The following is a 15329-nucleotide window of genomic DNA, read 5'->3' on the forward strand; positions in this document are numbered from 1 at the left end:
CCATGGCAACGCGACCGATCAGCCCCGAGGACCATGACCGCATCGCCGAGACCATCCGTGCCGCGGAAGCAAGGACCGACGGCGAGATATACTGCGTCGTGGCGGGGTCCAGCGACGGCTATTTCTTCCCGGCCGCGTTCGCGGCGGCGCTCGCCACGATTGTCGTCAGCCTCGCAGTGGCCTACGGGCTGGAAGCCTTGTGGCTGACCATCCGTTTGCCGCATTTCGTGCTTGCTCAGCTTCTGGCGTTTGGCTGCATCCTTGCGCTCCTCTGGGCGCTGCCCGGCTTGCGCATTCACCTCGTGCCGAAACGGCTGCGCTACCAGGCGGCGCATGCCAATGCGATGAAGCAATTTCTCGCGCGCAACGTCCACCGCACCCAGGCGAGGACGGGCGTGCTGATCTTCGTCTCGATCGCCGAGCGCTATGCCGAGGTGGTGGCCGACAGCGGCATCGATGCTAAGGTCGGCCAGCATGTCTGGGATGGCGTGGTGCGGGACCTGACAAAGCACGCGGGCGACGACCGACTCGCCGACGGTTTCGCCAAGGCGATCGAATCGGTCGGCGCGGTGCTGGCCGAGCATTTCCCGGTTACCGCCGGCGACACCAATCAATTGGATGACCATCTCGTCGAGATCTGACGGAACTGACTGAAAATCTGCTCTGCCGGGGCCTGGTGAGGGCTGGTTTTCGGCGCCTCCGATGCCGCCAAGCTCGTTTGTGAGAAAGCGCGGGCGCGACAGCGCGGGACTCTTTGCAGTCGGGCCAAGCGGGTTTATGATTAACAAATCATGAACACGCTGACGATCGACATCCGGAAAGCCGACCCTCGCGATGCAATGGCTATCGCGGACGTGCACCAGGAGGCATGGCGCGGCGCCTATTCCGGCATCATCCCGCATCGCACGCTGACGGCCATGATCAATCGCCGCGGCCCCGATTGGTGGGCGAACGCAATTCGCAAGGCGGCTACCGTGCTGGTGGTCGAGATCGGGGGCACGATCGCCGGCTATGCCACGATCGGCAGGAACCGCGCCCGCGAGCTCAGGCAGCAGGGCGAGATCTACGAGCTGTACCTGCGTCCGGAATATCAGGGCATCGGCCTCGGCAGCAGGCTGTTCAAGGCGGCGCGGACGCGCCTTGCCGACCATGGGCTCAGAGGCCTGGTGGTGTGGGCGCTGGAAGACAATTACAACGCGCTGGCCTTTTATGCCGGCAATGGCGGCCGCGACGTCGCCGAAGGCGTCGAGGTCTTCGAGCAGAAGGCGCTGAAGAAGGTTGCCTTCGTCTGGGAATGATGGCCGCCACTTAAAACGCGTTGGGGTGACGTGCTTCAAGTCTTCGTTTGATGCATATCGTTCGCCCAAAACCGCTGCGCAGTGTTGGGCGACATGCATTGGGTTACAATCCATCACAAACTGTGCGCTTCCGTTAGCGTCCAGTGCTATTCGCCGCATTGCACCATGACGCGCCGCCCGCTATCGATCTCACAAATCGAGAGAGGGATTTCAGCATGCGCATCGAAGCCGTACCAACGGGGAAGAATCCGCCCGAGGACATCAACGTCATCATCGAGGTGCCGATCGGCGGCGAGCCGATCAAGTACGAGATGGACAAGGAGGCCGGCACGCTGTTCGTCGACCGCTTCCTGCACACCTCGATGCGCTATCCCGGCAATTACGGCTTCGTGCCGCACACTTTGTCGGGGGACGGCGACCCGATCGACGTGCTCGTCTGCAACACGCGCGCGCTGGTGCCGGGCTGCGTCATCAATGTGCGGCCGATCGGCGTCTTGATCATGGAAGACAATGCCGGCCAGGACGAGAAGGTGATCGCGGTTCCCTCGCCGAAGCTGACGCTGCGCTACGAGAATGTCACCGAATACACGCACCTGCCGGAAATCACCCGCCAGCAGGTGCAGCACTTCTTCGAGCACTACAAGGATCTCGAGCCCGGCAAATGGGTCAAGATCGAGGGCTGGCACGATTCCAACTATGCCAAGAAGATGATCGTCGAGGCGATCGAACGGGCGAAGGCGGTCAAGTAAGTAAGCGGCAGCCAACGGCTGGGCGATGGGGCTTGGGCGAAGCCCTCAACGTCGTCATCCCAGGGCGAAGCAGGAGCGCAGCTCCGTCGCGGAGACCCTGGGATCCATGCCGTGAGGTCGCGCGAAGATCGTTACGGAACAGAATTACTGCACCGTGGCAACGCCTTGATGTAACGGCATGGATCCTTGGGTCTGCGCCGCGTCGCTTCGCTCCTTGCTCCGCCCAAGGATGACGGATGCGCAACCTTCGCCGTCTCGCATTCGTCGAACACCCTCTGATTTCTAGTTATCTACTCGCCCGAAGTCCGGCACGTTGCCGATCACCTCGCGCTTGTCCTTGCCGCAAGCAAAACCCTTCGCCTTTTGGTCGGCGAGCTTGCGGGCCTGATCGTTGGCCTGAGGGTTGCCGGTAGCGAGCACGAGGCCGATTGTGCAGCCCTCATGCTCCTCCGGCTGCGCGACCTTGGCGACGACCAGCACCTCGGTCGGCTTGTTTTCGTTTTCGGGATTGCTGATCTCGCGACGATGAATGACGGCGAAGGGCACCGCCTTGTCGCCATTGGTTTCGATGCGCCACTCGACCTTCGCCCCAGCGGTGTTGAACCCGGAGAAACTCTCCCAGATGGCGGTCATGTCGTCGGAGGGAAAACCGTAGTAGACGGACTCGCGCGCGTCGTCATAGCCGATCAGCACCGGATAGCCGCGATAGCCCGCGCAGGCGAGGTTCGCCCAGTCGCCGTCGCCTTCTTCCGATTGCGCGTAGGTCACGCAGTCCTTCTTCCAGTCGAGGTCGGTATAGTCGCTGGAAATGTCGCCGGCATGGGCCGAGCCACCAAGGATGACAAAGGCAGTAAGAGCAAGGCAGGCGCGCATCCGAAGACCTCCGTTTGGTGCAGCAGCGTAGCGTTAAAACCCGCGTGAGCCTAGGAAGCCGGGTTGGCGCGAAGGGTCAATTGTCTAGGCCGGTGCTGCTCCTCACCTGCCTGCCGGCATCCTCTCCCTGTATAGCGACGGGGAGAGGGGCGCTCTCCTCGATGGTTTCGCCAACAGCCGACGTTGCAGGAAAAGCGCCGAAGCAGCGGACCACTAGTTCTTCAAGCTGGCTTCAATCAGCAGATCGGCGTTACGGGCGACTGATGCCGCCGGTCCGCCGAGGCCGAACAATTGGCCGCTGATATAGGCGCCCTCGATCAGCAGCAGCAGCCCATCGCCCAGCGTGTCGGAATCACTCGCACCCATCGCTGCCGCCATGGCGCGCAGGCGCCGGCGCAATTCCTGCTTGTTGTTCTCGCTCACCACCCGCGCGGGATGGCCGTGCTCGGGATATTCGACCGCCGCATTGGTCATGCCGCAGCCGCGATAGTCCGGCCTCTGCGTGCGTTTGCCCACGCGGGTGAGGAAAGCGATGATCTGAGCGCGCGGGTTGCCAGGATGCGCGTCCACGGCGTCGTCGAACCGCTGCCAGAATTCGAGGTCGTACTTGCGCAGATAGGAAGCGGCGAGTTCGTCCTTGGACGGGAAGGTCCGGTACAGGCTGGGCTTGGTGACGCCGGCGCGCCTGACGATCTCGTCGACGCCGATCGCCCGGATGCCTTCGCGATAGAACAGATCGCGCGCCACGTCGAGGATCTTGTCGGCAGCCTTCGGCGCCGGTGCCGTGCCGGCTCCGCTGATCGACGCTTCAATTTTATTGTCCGATGGCATTCAACAAACTCGCTTGACAATGTTACTGACCGGTACGTATGAATGGCGCCGCTCCATTGCAACGTACCGGTCAGTAACATGATAGCTCATTCCCGTCCCTTTGGCCAGCGCTACGCCTTCGTCGTCGTCGCAGTCATCTTCTTCTGCCTGCTGATCGCCGCCGGGCTTCGTTCCGCGCCGGCGGTCATGATGCTGCCGCTGGAAAAGAGCTTCGGCTGGCGGCGCGATGTCGTCTCGCTTGCCGCCGCTGTCGGCATCTTCCTCTATGGCCTCACCGGGCCGTTTGCCGCGGCGTTGATGGAGCGGATCGGGCTACGCCGCACGCTGCTTGCCGCGCTGCTGATCATGTCGGGTTCCACAGCGCTCAGCCTGCTGATGACCAAGCCGTGGCATCTGCTGCTCACATGGGGGGTATTTTCGGGCATCGGCTCGGGCGCGGTCGCCACCGTGCTCGGCGCCACCATCGTCAATCGCTGGTTCAAGACCAATCGCGGCCTGGTGATGGGGCTGATGTCCGCCTCGAGCGCGACCGGCCTGCTGGTGTTCCTGCCGCTGCTCGCCTCGTTGGCTCAGTCGGGAGGTTGGAAGCCGGTCGCCGTTGCCATCGCCATTGCCACGGCGGCTCTCGTGCCGCTGGTCTTTCTGCTGGTGCCGGAGCGCCCGGCTTCCATCGGCCAGGTGCGTTATGGCGCCGATGCCGACGACGTGCCGCCGGTGTCGCCGGCCGCGCAAGGCAATTTCCTGGCGCATACGCTGAACACGTTGCGCCGTGCCGCGGGAACCAGGGTGTTCTGGTACCTGTTCGCCACATTCTTCGTCTGCGGTTTCACCACAAACGGCCTCGTCGGCACGCACCTCATCGCCTTTTGCGGCGACATGGGCATCGGCGAGGTGCAGGCAGCCGGGCTGTTGTCGATGATGGGCATCTTCGACCTGATCGGCACGACGCTGTCCGGCTGGCTCACCGACCGTTTCGATCCGCGCAAGCTGCTTGGCGTCTATTATGCCGTGCGCGGCCTGTCGCTGATCTATCTGCCCTATTCCGGCTTCTCGGCCGTCAGCCTGATCATCTTCGCCGTGCTCTATGGGCTCGACTGGATCGCCACCGTGCCGCCGACGCTCAGGCTCGCCAACGAAGCTTTCGGCGACCGCAGCGGCCCGATCGTGTTCGGCTGGATCGTCGCCGGCCACCAAGTGGGCGCCGCGGCGGCGGCGGCCTTCGGCGGCACGATGCGCGAATTGCAGGGCAATTACGAGCTTGCCTTCCTGATCGCCGGCATGACCGGCATAGCCGCGGCCTGTATTTCGCTCTTGATCAACACGAGCAAGCCGGCTTTTGAGCCGGAACCGCAGGCGGCGTAAGCGCGACTTCCCCTTCTCCCGCAAGGGGAGAAGGGGAGAGCTGTGACCTGTTATCAAAATTTCATGGTTCCGATATGCGCCTGAAACATTGAGGCCGGAGGTTGGCGGTCCCGTTCAACGCCATCCGGAGACAGCCATGAACAAGCTCTCGTTAACCCGCCGCGCTTTCGTCACCTCGGCCAGCGCCTTTGGCCTAGTCGGCGCCTCCGGACTCGCGTTGCCTTACTATTCGCGCGCCAATCAGCGCCCGGCCTTCACCCACGGCGTCCAGTCCGGCGATGTCGACGCCACCTCCGGCATGGTCTGGACCCGCACCGACCGGCCGGCGCGCGTGATGTACGAAGTGTCGACCACCGAAAGCTTCGCCGACGCCGTCAGGCTGGCGCCGCTCGATACCTCGCCCGCCAGCGACTATACGGTGAAGCGGCTGCTCACCGACCTCGCCGCCGACCAGGACATTTTCTACCGGATGACGGCCGCCGATCTTTCCGACATCAACGCCGTCTCCGAGCCGATCGTCGGCCGTTTCCGCACCGCGCCGGCGTCGAAGCGCGACGTGCGCTTCGCGTGGTCGGGCGACACCGCCGGCCAGGGCTGGGGCATCGACGAGACCGGCATGAAGACCTACTCCACCATCGCCAAGCACACGCCTGACTTCTTCCTCCATTCCGGCGACACGATCTATGCCGACGGCGCCATGAAGGACGAGGTCGACCTGCCCGGCGGCGGCAAGTGGAAGAACGTCGTCATGATCGACGGCAAGCGCAAGGTTGCCGAAACGCTGGACGAGTATCGCGACCAGTGGAAGTACAACATGATGGACAAGCACGTGCTCGCGCTTAGCGCCATCTGCCCGACCTTCTACCAGTGGGACGACCACGAGGTGGTGAACAACTGGTCGGATTCGAAGGACCTGACGACCGACAACCGCTACACGGAAAAATCCATCCCTGTGCTGGCGGCCCGCGCGGCGCGCGCCTTCCATGAGATGACGACCATCCGCTACGAACCTTCGGAACCGGGACGCGTCTATCGCAAGATCGCCCACGGGCCGCTGCTCGACGTGTTCTTCCTCGACATGCGCTCCTATCGCGGCCCGAACGGCCCCGACATGGAGGACACGCTGACGCCGAAGTCGCGCATGCTCGGCGAGCAGCAGACGCAGTGGCTGAAGCGCGAGCTGGCGAATTCCAAGGCGACCTGGAAGATCATCGCCGCCGACATGCCGCTCGGCCTCGTCGTCTGGAACGACGCGGCCAAAAAGGCCGGAGCCGAGGCGGTCAGCAACGGCGACAATGGCACGCCAAAAGGCCGCGAGCTCGAGTTCGCCGACCTGCTGCGCTACATCAAGAACGCCGGCATCACCAACACGGTGTGGCTGACCGCCGACGTCCACTATACGGCGGCGCATTACTACAATCCGGACAAGGCGCAGTTCCAGGATTTCAACCCGTTCTGGGAATTCGTCTCCGGCCCGATCCACGCCGGCACCTTCGGTCCCAACGATCTCGACATGACCTTCGGGCCCGAGCTGAAGTTCATCAAGGCGCCGAGCGCCGAGCAGGGCCAGAACCTGCCGCCATCAGCGGGCCTGCAGTTCTTCGGCCTGGTCGACATTTCCGGCGCCACCGAGCAGCTAACGGTGCGGCTGATGGATCGCGACGACAACGAGCTCTACAACGTCACGCTCGATCCGGTGCGGTCGGCTTAGGGTCGGCGCCAGGCACCCCCCTGTGCCCTGCCGGACAGTCCGGCAGGGCACAGGGGGGTGTCCCGGAGTGCCACCTTTGTCAGGTAGCCGTCGCAATATTAATCCGGATAGCAGGTCGCGGGAATGTTCGGCCAGACGGCGGTGTCGCAGTTGACTGCCTTCTGGCGCTGCTTGAAGGCGGCGCTGACCGGGCCGGTGACGATCGGGTCGACCCCGTCCGGGGCGTCGGCAAACATCTGCTGCGCGGTTTTGGCATCACGGGGCGAGGGGTCAGCTTCTCTCAGGGCGGCCGCCGACTGTGCGGCGCCAGCCGCAACAAGCACGCCAAGCGCTGCCCACGCGAAAACCGGACGCAATCTGGACATCTGATCGGTCATGAACATGAAATTGCCCGGCCCCTCAAAGGTTCCGCCTTGGTTAACAGAATCATTTCACACCAAGACGTTTAAGAATCAGTGACCATTTATTTGGGGCGGGGCCTCCCCTTTCGCAATTGCGAAAAACCTTGTATGAGCCGCCCAACCGAAAAAGGCGGCGCTTTCGGGCCTGCTGCCTGCAACGCTCCCGAGACCAGACAATGAACCTCCGCAATATCGCGATCATCGCGCATGTCGACCATGGGAAAACCACGCTCGTCGACCAACTCCTGAAACAGTCCGGCGCCTTCCGCGAAAACCAGCGCGTCGCCGAGCGCGCCATGGACTCCAACGACCTCGAAAAAGAACGCGGCATCACCATCCTGGCCAAGGCGACCTCGGTCGATTGGAAGGGCACCCGCATCAACATCGTCGACACGCCCGGACACGCCGACTTCGGCGGCGAGGTCGAGCGCATCCTGTCGATGGTGGATTCGGCGATCGTGCTCGTCGACGCCGCCGAAGGGCCGATGCCGCAGACCAAATTCGTCGTCGGCAAGGCGCTGAAGGTAGGTCTGCGGCCGATCGTCGTCATCAACAAGATCGACCGCCCGGACGCCCGTCACATCGAGGTGGTCAACGAGGTGTTCGACCTGTTCGCGGCGCTCGATGCGACCGACGAACAGCTCGACTTCCCGATCCTCTACGGCTCGGGCCGCGACGGCTGGGTGTCGGAAAATCCTGAAGGCCCGAAAGACCAGGGCCTTGCGCCGCTGTTCGATCTCGTCGTCAAGCATGTGCCGGCGCCGACGGTGCATCCCGGTCCGTTCCGCATGATCGGTACGATCCTCGAAGCCAATCCGTTCCTCGGCCGCATCATCACCGGCCGCATCGAGTCCGGTTCGCTGAAGCCCAACCAGGCGGTCAAGGTGCTGCACCATGACGGCACGCAGATCGAGACCGGACGAATCTCGAAAATCCTCGCCTTCCGCGGGCTCGAGCGCCAGCCGATCGAGGAAGCCCAGGCGGGCGACATCGTCGCCATCGCCGGCCTGTCGAAGGGCACCGTCGCCGACACCTTCTGCGATCCGAGCGTGAGCGAGCCGCTGCATGCGCAGCCGATCGACCCGCCGACGGTGACCATGTCCTTCCTGGTCAACGACAGTCCGCTTGCCGGCACCGAGGGCGACAAGGTGACCAGCCGCGTCATTCGCGACCGGCTGCTGCGCGAGGCCGAAGGCAATGTGGCGCTCAAGATCGAGGAATCGCCGGAGAAGGATTCCTTCTTCGTCTCCGGTCGCGGCGAGTTGCAGCTTGCCGTGCTGATCGAGACGATGCGCCGCGAAGGCTTCGAGATCGCCGTGTCGCGCCCGCGGGTCGTCATGCAGAAGGGCGATGACGGCCAGTTGCTGGAGCCGGTCGAGGAAGTCGTCATCGACGTCGACGAGGAGCACGCCGGCGTGGTCGTGCAGAAGATGTCGGAACGCAAGGCCGAGATGGTCGAGCTGCGCCCCTCCGGCGGCAACCGCCAGCGCCTTGTCTTCCATGCGCCGACCCGCGGCCTGATCGGCTATCAGTCGGAACTGTTGACCGACACGCGCGGCACCGCCGTGATGAACCGGCTGTTTCATGCCTACGAGCCCTACAAGGGCGAGCTGCCCGGCCGCACCAATGGCGTGCTGATCTCCAACGAACAGGGTGAGTCGGTCGCCTATGCGATGTGGAACCTGGAGGATCGCGGCCCGATGATCATCGATCCGGGCGTCAAGGTTTACCAGGGCATGATCATCGGCATCCATTCCCGCGACAACGACCTGGAAGTGAACGTGCTGAAGGGCAAGAAGCTCACCAACATCCGCGCCGCCGGCAAGGACGAGGCGGTGAAGCTGACGCCGCCGGTCCGCATGACGCTGGAACGCGCGCTGGCCTGGATCCAGGACGACGAGCTGGTCGAGGTGACGCCGAAGACCATTCGGCTCAGGAAGCTCTATCTCGACCCGAACGAGCGCAAGCGCTTCGAGAAGTCGGCCAAGGTGATGGGCGCGGCGTAGGGTTTTAGCCCAGGCAGTTACTCAAGGGAGGGGGCATCGCTCCCTCTCTTTTCACTTCATGCACATGCGGCCGAAACGACAGCGTCACGGCCGGTCTCGCCGGAGAGGTCGACGCGTACCACCATGCCGTCGCGCACCGGCCTGCGCAGGGCTTTGGCGCCGCACGGTTCGATGGCGAGCAACCGCCGCGCTTCCCAGGCCTGCAGCCTCGACCGGGAGATGCCGAGCTCGCCGGCGAGCAAGCGGTCAAGCCGCAAGGGCGTTGCGGCATCGAGCCGAAGCTCAAGCCAAAGCGCCGTCGCGCCTTCCGGCCTGCCATCCAGCGGCTCCTTTCGCACCGTGACTTCGGGAGATTCTTCGATCCGCCCGACCCGATTTCTGAGCGCCACGGCATCGAAGCCATAGTGTCGGACCAGCGTCGGATCGTTGCGCTCCAGTGCAGCCATCAGCGCCGGTGCGATGTCGCGACGGTTGCATCGCTCGAAAATGGTTCGGTTCCAGGAATTGTCGCAGTCGGTGCAGCGATAGATCAGCCAGGCATCGATGCGCTTGCCGTTGGCGTTGACGCGGAACTTTCCGCTGCATTGGTAAGGTTTGACGCCGCCGCAGCGATTGCAGTTGATGAGAGGTCGAGGCGCGACTGCGGGCGCGACCACCCAGCGAATGCGCAAAGTTCGAGACATGCCGATAGGCCCTTCCCGTCGGGAAGTCCGTCAGCGCGGCAATGTCCGAGATGCCCATGCGGGCACGGTGTGGCGAAAGGCTGTAGTGGTTGAAAATCAGGCGCCCGCGCAATTGCGCGACGGCGGCTCAGCAATGCCAAACCGGTCTCGAGCCGCCGCCTGAAGAACACATGAAATGATGCAGGCGCCGCCAAAGCGCGCCTGCGCGTGCTTTCGGGGAGTAGACGAGACCGGCGTTTACTGAGGCAAAGTGAAACTCGAAATCGGGAAGGATCGGCTCTTCTAGCCGTGCGACGGCGGGCGGGCAAGACGAGTATGCCGCCCGCCGTGTTTCACTGTGACGACCTTCGGGCGCTTTGGCGCTACATCATCTCGATGATCGGCGCGACCTCGACGCTGAAGGCCGGGTTCATCAGGATCGGACAATCCCTTGCCTTGGCGACGGCATCGTCGATATCCTTCGCTTCGACGATCGTGTAGCCGGCGGTTGGATTGCTGCCGCCATTGTTCTCGACCACGCCGCCGGGCAGCACCGTTCTCGACATGCCGACAGGATTGCCGCCGTCGATCACAGCCGAACCCAGCTTGTCGTACCAGCCGGTCCAGGCATCCATCGCGGCTTTGCGCTCGGCCTCGTCGGTCGGCATCTTGCCGGAGCCGTGATAGACATAGAGAAATTTCGCCATGTTCTCCTCCCTTTCGGCAGCGTCGAGCCGGGATGCGGCAGCGCCGCCTAGCGGTATGCGGCTATGCCGCAATCCGATATGCGGCTACGCCGCAATCCGATATGCGGCTACGCCGCAATCGTTGATATGCGAGCTAGCCGCAATCATCGATATGCGGGCTAACCGCAATCGTTGATCATCGACCCAAACGGCGGGGCGGGCAACGAGAAATTCGACGTTGCTAATGTGAGGCCGGTGAGCCTCACCTTGCCATGGCGTGGTATTCGGGGTTCGGTCGCATGTCGACCGCGGCGGCCACCCGGTTCGACATGTTGAAGAAGGCGGCAGTCGAGGCGATGTCCCAGATGTCGCGATCACTGAAGCCCACCTGTCGCAACGCGGCGCGGTCGCCCTCGACGATCTTGGCTGGCTCCTCCGTCAGCTTGACCGCGAATTCCAGCATCGCCGTCTCCCTTTCGGGCAAGCCGGCGGCGCGGAAATTCATCACCATCATCTCGCCAAGAGCGGGCTCACCGGAAAGCTGGCGCACCGCCGCGCCATGCGCGGTCAGGCAGTAGTAGCACTGGTTGATCGAGGAAACGGCGACCGCGATCATCTCGCGCTCCAGCTTCGACAGGCCGGACTCGCCCAGCATCAGCTCGTTGTACATGTCGGTGAAGGCGCGCAGCTTCTTCTCGTCGAAGGCGTAGGCCAGAAGCACGTTGGGCACGAGGCCGAGCTTTTCCTCGCATTTGGCCAAATAAGCCTTCGTCGCTTCGCTCAGCTCCGCCCGGGCCAGGTCGAGCGCCGTAATCCTGTCGGTCATATCCGTTCTCCTCGCAGGGTGAGCGTCGGTTCGATTTTCTTAAAGCGTCGTCAAACCTTTGTCGCCAAATAGCGCTCATCTGCTACCATAGACCCAAAAGCATGTGACGGGAGGGACTTCACATCATGGCCAGCCTGAAAACCGCAAGCCAGCCGAAAAAAACCAGTCCGGCAAAAGGAGGCGCGGCAAGGGCAGGCGAAAAGCCCGGCAGGCTCGCCGACTATCTCCTCGCCCGCACGCCGGCCGAAGACATCGCCGCCTATGACGTCGCCGACCTCGAACGCGCCGCCGATCTCGCCGGCCGGGCGGTCGCCAGGCACAGAAAGGGCGATTGCATCATTGCCATAGACGTGGATTCCGGCGTGACGCGCCAGGGGCGGCCGATGACGGTCATCACCGTCGTCAACGACAACATGCCGTTCCTGTTCGATTCCATCCTCGGCGAGATCACCGAGAGCGCCGGCGAGCCGCTTTTGGTCACCCATCCCGTCATCGTCGTCCGGCACGGCAAGAGCGGCATCGAGGAGATCCTCGGAGACGGCGGCTCCGTCAAGGCCGAAACCAGCCATGACCGGCTGAGCGTCGTCCACGTCCATATCGGCCGCCTTTCGGCGGATCAGGCCGAAGCCCTGGCCGGCCGCCTGAAGAAGCTGCTGGACCAGGTGCGCGCCGCCGTCGCCGATTGGAAGCCGATGCTTGCCCGGCTCGATCAGGCCATCTCGGAATTCCGCTACGCGCCGGTGCCGCTCGACAAGGCGCATGTCACCGAGGCGATCGCCTTCCTCGAATGGCTGCGAGACGACAATTTCACCTTCCTCGGCATGCGCGAGTTCAACTACACCGGCGGCGAGAAGAGCGGCATGCTGGAGCGCGCCGACAAACCCGGCCTCGGCATCCTCGCGGATCCCGACGTCCTGGTTCTCAGGCGCGGCACCGAGGCGGTGTCGACAACGCCGGAGATCCGCGCCTTCCTGCATGGGCCGGAACCTCTGATCGTCACCAAGGCCAATGCCAAGTCCCTGGTGCACCGGCGCATCTATCTCGACTATATCGGCGTCAAAACCTACACCGCCAAGGGCGTGCTTTCAGGCGAGCTGCGCATCGTAGGCCTGTTCACCTCGACCGCCTACACGCGTTCGGTGATGAAGATCCCCTATCTGCGCTCGAAGGCCGAGACGGTCATCGCCAAGTCCGGCTTCAATCCACATGACCATTCCGGCAAGGCGCTGATCAACGTGCTGGAGAGCTATCCGCGCGACGAGCTGTTTCAGGTTCCGGTGCCGATCCTCAGGAAGCACGCCGAAGCCATCCTCGGACTGATCGAACGGCCGCGCGTCAGGGCGCTGGTGCGGGTCGATCAGTTCGACCGGTTCGTCTCGATTCTCGCCTTCGTGCCGCGCGACCGCTACGACAGCGTCGTGCGCGAGAAGATCGGCACCTACCTGAAGACAGTATTTCAGGGCCGGCTGTCGGCATATTATCCGGCCTTCCCAGAAGGCGGGCTGGCGCGTGTGCATTTCATCATCGGCCGCTCCGGCGGCAAGACGCCGAAGGTCGAGCCGGCAACGATAGAGGCAGCGATCCGCGACATCGTGCGCACCTGGGACGATGCGCTGCGCGAAGCAGTGTCGGAATCGGGCGCCGATGCAACGCTTACGGCAATTGCCTCGCGCTTTTCGGAAAGCTATCGCGATTCGTTCTCGCCGGCCGTGGCGCTGGCCGATGCAGGACGCATCGCCAGGATCGATGCGGCCAATCCAATCGCCATCGACTATTACCGCCATGCCGACCAGAAGCCGCACCAGGCGGCGCTGAAGATCTATCACCACGGCAGTCCGGTGGCGCTGTCGCGGCGCGTGCCGGTGCTGGAGAATATCGGCTTCCGCGTCATCAGCGAGCGCACCTTCGAGGTTGGCGACGAAGCCTCCGGCATGGTGTTCATCCACGACATGGAGCTGGAGAACAGCTACGGCAAGCCGATCGACCTCGGCGACGGTGCGCTGTTCGAGGATGCCTTCCTGTCGGTCTGGCGCGGCGACGTCGACAATGACGGCTATAACGGCCTTGCCCAGACCGCGGGTCTCTGGTCGGGCGAAATCACGATCCTGCGCGCCTACGGCCGCTATTTGCAGCAGGCCGGTATCCCGCAGAGCCAGGATTTCATCGCCGCCGCGCTCAACCGCTATCCGGAGATCGCGCGCGGCCTGCATCAGCTGTTCGTTGCCCGCCTTGGCCCGACGGCCGAGACCGAGGGCGTGGTCGCCGCCAAGCACCTCAAGGCCAAGATCAAGGACGCGCTGGAAGAGGTGCCCAACATTGATGACGACACCATCATCCGTCGTTATCTCAACCTGATCGAAGCCTCGCTGCGCACCAATCATTTCGTTGCCGATACGAAAGACAAAGGACAGTCGCTGGCGATCAAGCTGGATTCGCAGGCGGTCGACGGGCTGCCGGCGCCCCGCCCCTGGCGCGAGATCTTCGTCTACGGCTCGGAGGTCGAGGGCGTTCATCTGCGCTTCGGCCCGGTGGCGCGCGGCGGCCTGCGCTGGTCTGACCGCGCCCAGGACTACCGCACCGAGGTGCTGGGTCTGGTCAAGGCGCAGCAGGTCAAGAACGCGGTCATCGTGCCGGTCGGCGCGAAGGGCGGCTTCTATCCGAAGAAACTGCCGATGAGCGCCGGCCGCGACGCGATCTTCGAGGCCGGCACTTCGGCCTACAAGAATTTCGTCTCCAGCCTGCTTTCGATCACCGACAATATCGGTGTCGACGGCATCATCCCGCCGGCCGGCGTGGTGCGGCGCGACCAGGATGATCCCTATTTCGTCGTTGCCGCCGACAAGGGCACGGCGACCTTCTCCGATACGGCCAACGCCATTTCGGAGACGCACAATTTCTGGCTGGACGACGCCTTCGCCAGCGGCGGCTCGGCCGGCTACGACCACAAGAAGATGGGCATCACCGCCAAGGGCGCCTGGGAAGCGGTGAAGCGGCATTTCCGCGAGATGAACCGCGACATCCAGACCGAGCCCTTCACGGTCGTCGGCGTCGGCGACATGTCGGGCGACGTGTTTGGCAACGGCATGCTCCTGTCACCGGCAACCAAGCTGATCGCCGCCTTCGACCACCGCGACATCTTCATCGACCCCGACCCGGACATGGCGGCCTCGCTGGCCGAGCGCCAGCGCATGTTCGCGCTGCCGCGCTCGTCGTGGCAGGACTATGACAAGTCAAAGCTGTCGGAAGGCGGCGTCATCGTCTCGCGCAGCCTGAAGTCGATAACGCTGCCGCAGGCGGCGGCCGCTGCGATCGGCCTCGCCAAGACCACGGCAACGCCGGTCGAGATCATGAACGCCATCCTCAAGGTGCCCGTCGATCTTTTGTGGTTCGGCGGCATCGGCACCTATGTCCGGGGCTCCGGCGAGACCAATGCCGATGTCGGCGACCGCGCCAACGACGCCATCCGAGTCACCGCGCTCGACGTGCGCGCCAAGGTCATCGGCGAGGGCGCCAATCTCGGCGTCACGCAGCGGGCGCGAATCGAGTTCGGCATGAAGGGCGGCCGCTGCAATTCCGACGCCATTGACAATTCGGGCGGCGTCAACTGCTCGGACGTCGAGGTCAACATCAAGATCGCGCTGGCGTCCGCCATGCGCAAAGGCTCGCTGGCGCGGCCGGCGCGCAACAAGCTGCTTGCCGAGATGACCGACGAGGTGAGCACGCTGGTGCTTTCCAACAACTACCAGCAGACGCTGGCGCTGTCGCTGGCGCGCAAGCGCGGGCTGGCCGACATCGCGCACCAGGCGCGCTTCATGACGGCGCTCGAAGCGCGCGGCCTGCTCGACCGCGCCGTCGAGACGCTGCCTTCGCCGGCGGCGCTTGCCGAGCGCGAGGCTCGCGGCGAGCCGTTGACCAGGGCCGAGC

13 protein-coding genes are annotated in these 15329 nt (G+C 63.9%); 7 read left to right on the forward strand and 6 right to left on the reverse strand.

Going from position 1 to position 15329, the window contains the following annotated elements; translation table 11 throughout:
* Nucleotides 1–2: 2 nt before the first annotated feature.
* The 3 genes from EOA75_RS15605 (at nt 3) to ppa (ending at nt 2047) form a co-directional block, all read left to right on the forward strand.
* On the forward strand, nt 3–641 hold the full coding sequence (locus EOA75_RS15605; protein ID WP_127215291.1) for a TPM domain-containing protein: 639 nt from the start codon (nt 3–5) through the stop codon (nt 639–641).
* A gap of 150 nt (nt 642–791) precedes the next feature.
* A complete protein-coding gene (locus EOA75_RS15610; protein WP_067324917.1) occupies nt 792–1298 on the forward strand; it encodes a GNAT family N-acetyltransferase in 507 nt (168 codons plus the stop codon).
* 215 nt (nt 1299–1513) lie between these two features.
* Complete coding sequence (gene ppa / locus EOA75_RS15615) at nt 1514–2047, forward strand: inorganic diphosphatase (RefSeq protein WP_067001447.1); 534 nt, start codon at nt 1514–1516, stop codon at nt 2045–2047.
* Nucleotides 2048–2329: 282 nt separating this feature from the next.
* On the opposite strand, the gene EOA75_RS15620 is transcribed toward ppa, so the two are convergent.
* Together EOA75_RS15620 and EOA75_RS15625 are read right to left on the reverse strand one after the other, a co-directional pair.
* Nucleotides 2330–2920 carry a hypothetical protein gene (locus EOA75_RS15620; protein ID WP_127324608.1) on the reverse strand — a complete coding sequence of 197 codons (591 nt, stop codon included), beginning with the start codon at nt 2918–2920 and terminating at the stop codon, nt 2330–2332.
* Nucleotides 2921–3133: 213 nt separating this feature from the next.
* Nucleotides 3134–3751, reverse strand: a complete 618-nt coding sequence (locus EOA75_RS15625) for a TetR/AcrR family transcriptional regulator (RefSeq protein ID WP_095824171.1) — start codon at nt 3749–3751, stop codon at nt 3134–3136.
* A gap of 78 nt (nt 3752–3829) precedes the next feature.
* On the opposite strand from EOA75_RS15625, the gene EOA75_RS15630 reads away from it, so the two are divergent.
* Nucleotides 3830–5113: an MFS transporter gene (locus EOA75_RS15630; RefSeq protein ID WP_127324609.1), complete on the forward strand. Its 1284-nt coding sequence runs from the start codon at nt 3830–3832 to the stop codon at nt 5111–5113.
* 136 nt (nt 5114–5249) lie between these two features.
* Nucleotides 5250–6824, forward strand: coding sequence for an alkaline phosphatase (locus EOA75_RS15635; protein WP_127324610.1), 1575 nt, complete (start codon nt 5250–5252; stop codon nt 6822–6824).
* 98 nt (nt 6825–6922) lie between these two features.
* On the opposite strand, the gene EOA75_RS15640 is transcribed toward EOA75_RS15635, so the two are convergent.
* Complete coding sequence (locus EOA75_RS15640; protein WP_245457033.1) at nt 6923–7207, reverse strand: hypothetical protein; 285 nt, start codon at nt 7205–7207, stop codon at nt 6923–6925.
* Nucleotides 7208–7401: 194 nt separating this feature from the next.
* Here EOA75_RS15640 and typA point away from each other — a divergent pair, with 194 nt between their 5' ends.
* Nucleotides 7402–9231 (forward strand): translational GTPase TypA, encoded by a 1830-nt coding sequence (gene typA / locus EOA75_RS15645; RefSeq protein WP_067001463.1) that lies wholly within the window; start codon nt 7402–7404, stop codon nt 9229–9231.
* Between the two features lie 56 nt (nt 9232–9287).
* On the opposite strand, the gene EOA75_RS15650 is transcribed toward typA, so the two are convergent.
* The 3 genes from EOA75_RS15650 to EOA75_RS15660 all read right to left on the reverse strand — a co-directional run bounded on the left by EOA75_RS15650 (nt 9288) and on the right by EOA75_RS15660 (nt 11405).
* Entirely contained in the window at nt 9288–9914 is a 627-nt protein-coding gene (locus EOA75_RS15650; protein ID WP_067324929.1) for a DUF1062 domain-containing protein, read from the reverse strand.
* Between the two features lie 362 nt (nt 9915–10276).
* Nucleotides 10277–10600 carry a hypothetical protein gene (locus EOA75_RS15655; RefSeq protein ID WP_127215287.1) on the reverse strand — a complete coding sequence of 108 codons (324 nt, stop codon included), beginning with the start codon at nt 10598–10600 and terminating at the stop codon, nt 10277–10279.
* A 241-nt stretch (nt 10601–10841) separates the two neighbouring features.
* Nucleotides 10842–11405 (reverse strand): peroxidase-related enzyme, encoded by a 564-nt coding sequence (locus EOA75_RS15660; RefSeq protein ID WP_067324931.1) that lies wholly within the window; start codon nt 11403–11405, stop codon nt 10842–10844.
* 125 nt (nt 11406–11530) lie between these two features.
* Between EOA75_RS15660 and EOA75_RS15665 the strand changes: the two genes are divergently transcribed.
* A partial coding sequence (locus EOA75_RS15665) for an NAD-glutamate dehydrogenase (RefSeq protein WP_164747404.1) occupies nt 11531–15329 on the forward strand: 3799 nt, incomplete at its 3' end.

It is taken from the genome of Mesorhizobium sp. M1A.F.Ca.IN.022.07.1.1 (assembly GCF_003997575.1).
Classification (GTDB): domain Bacteria; phylum Pseudomonadota; class Alphaproteobacteria; order Rhizobiales; family Rhizobiaceae; genus Mesorhizobium.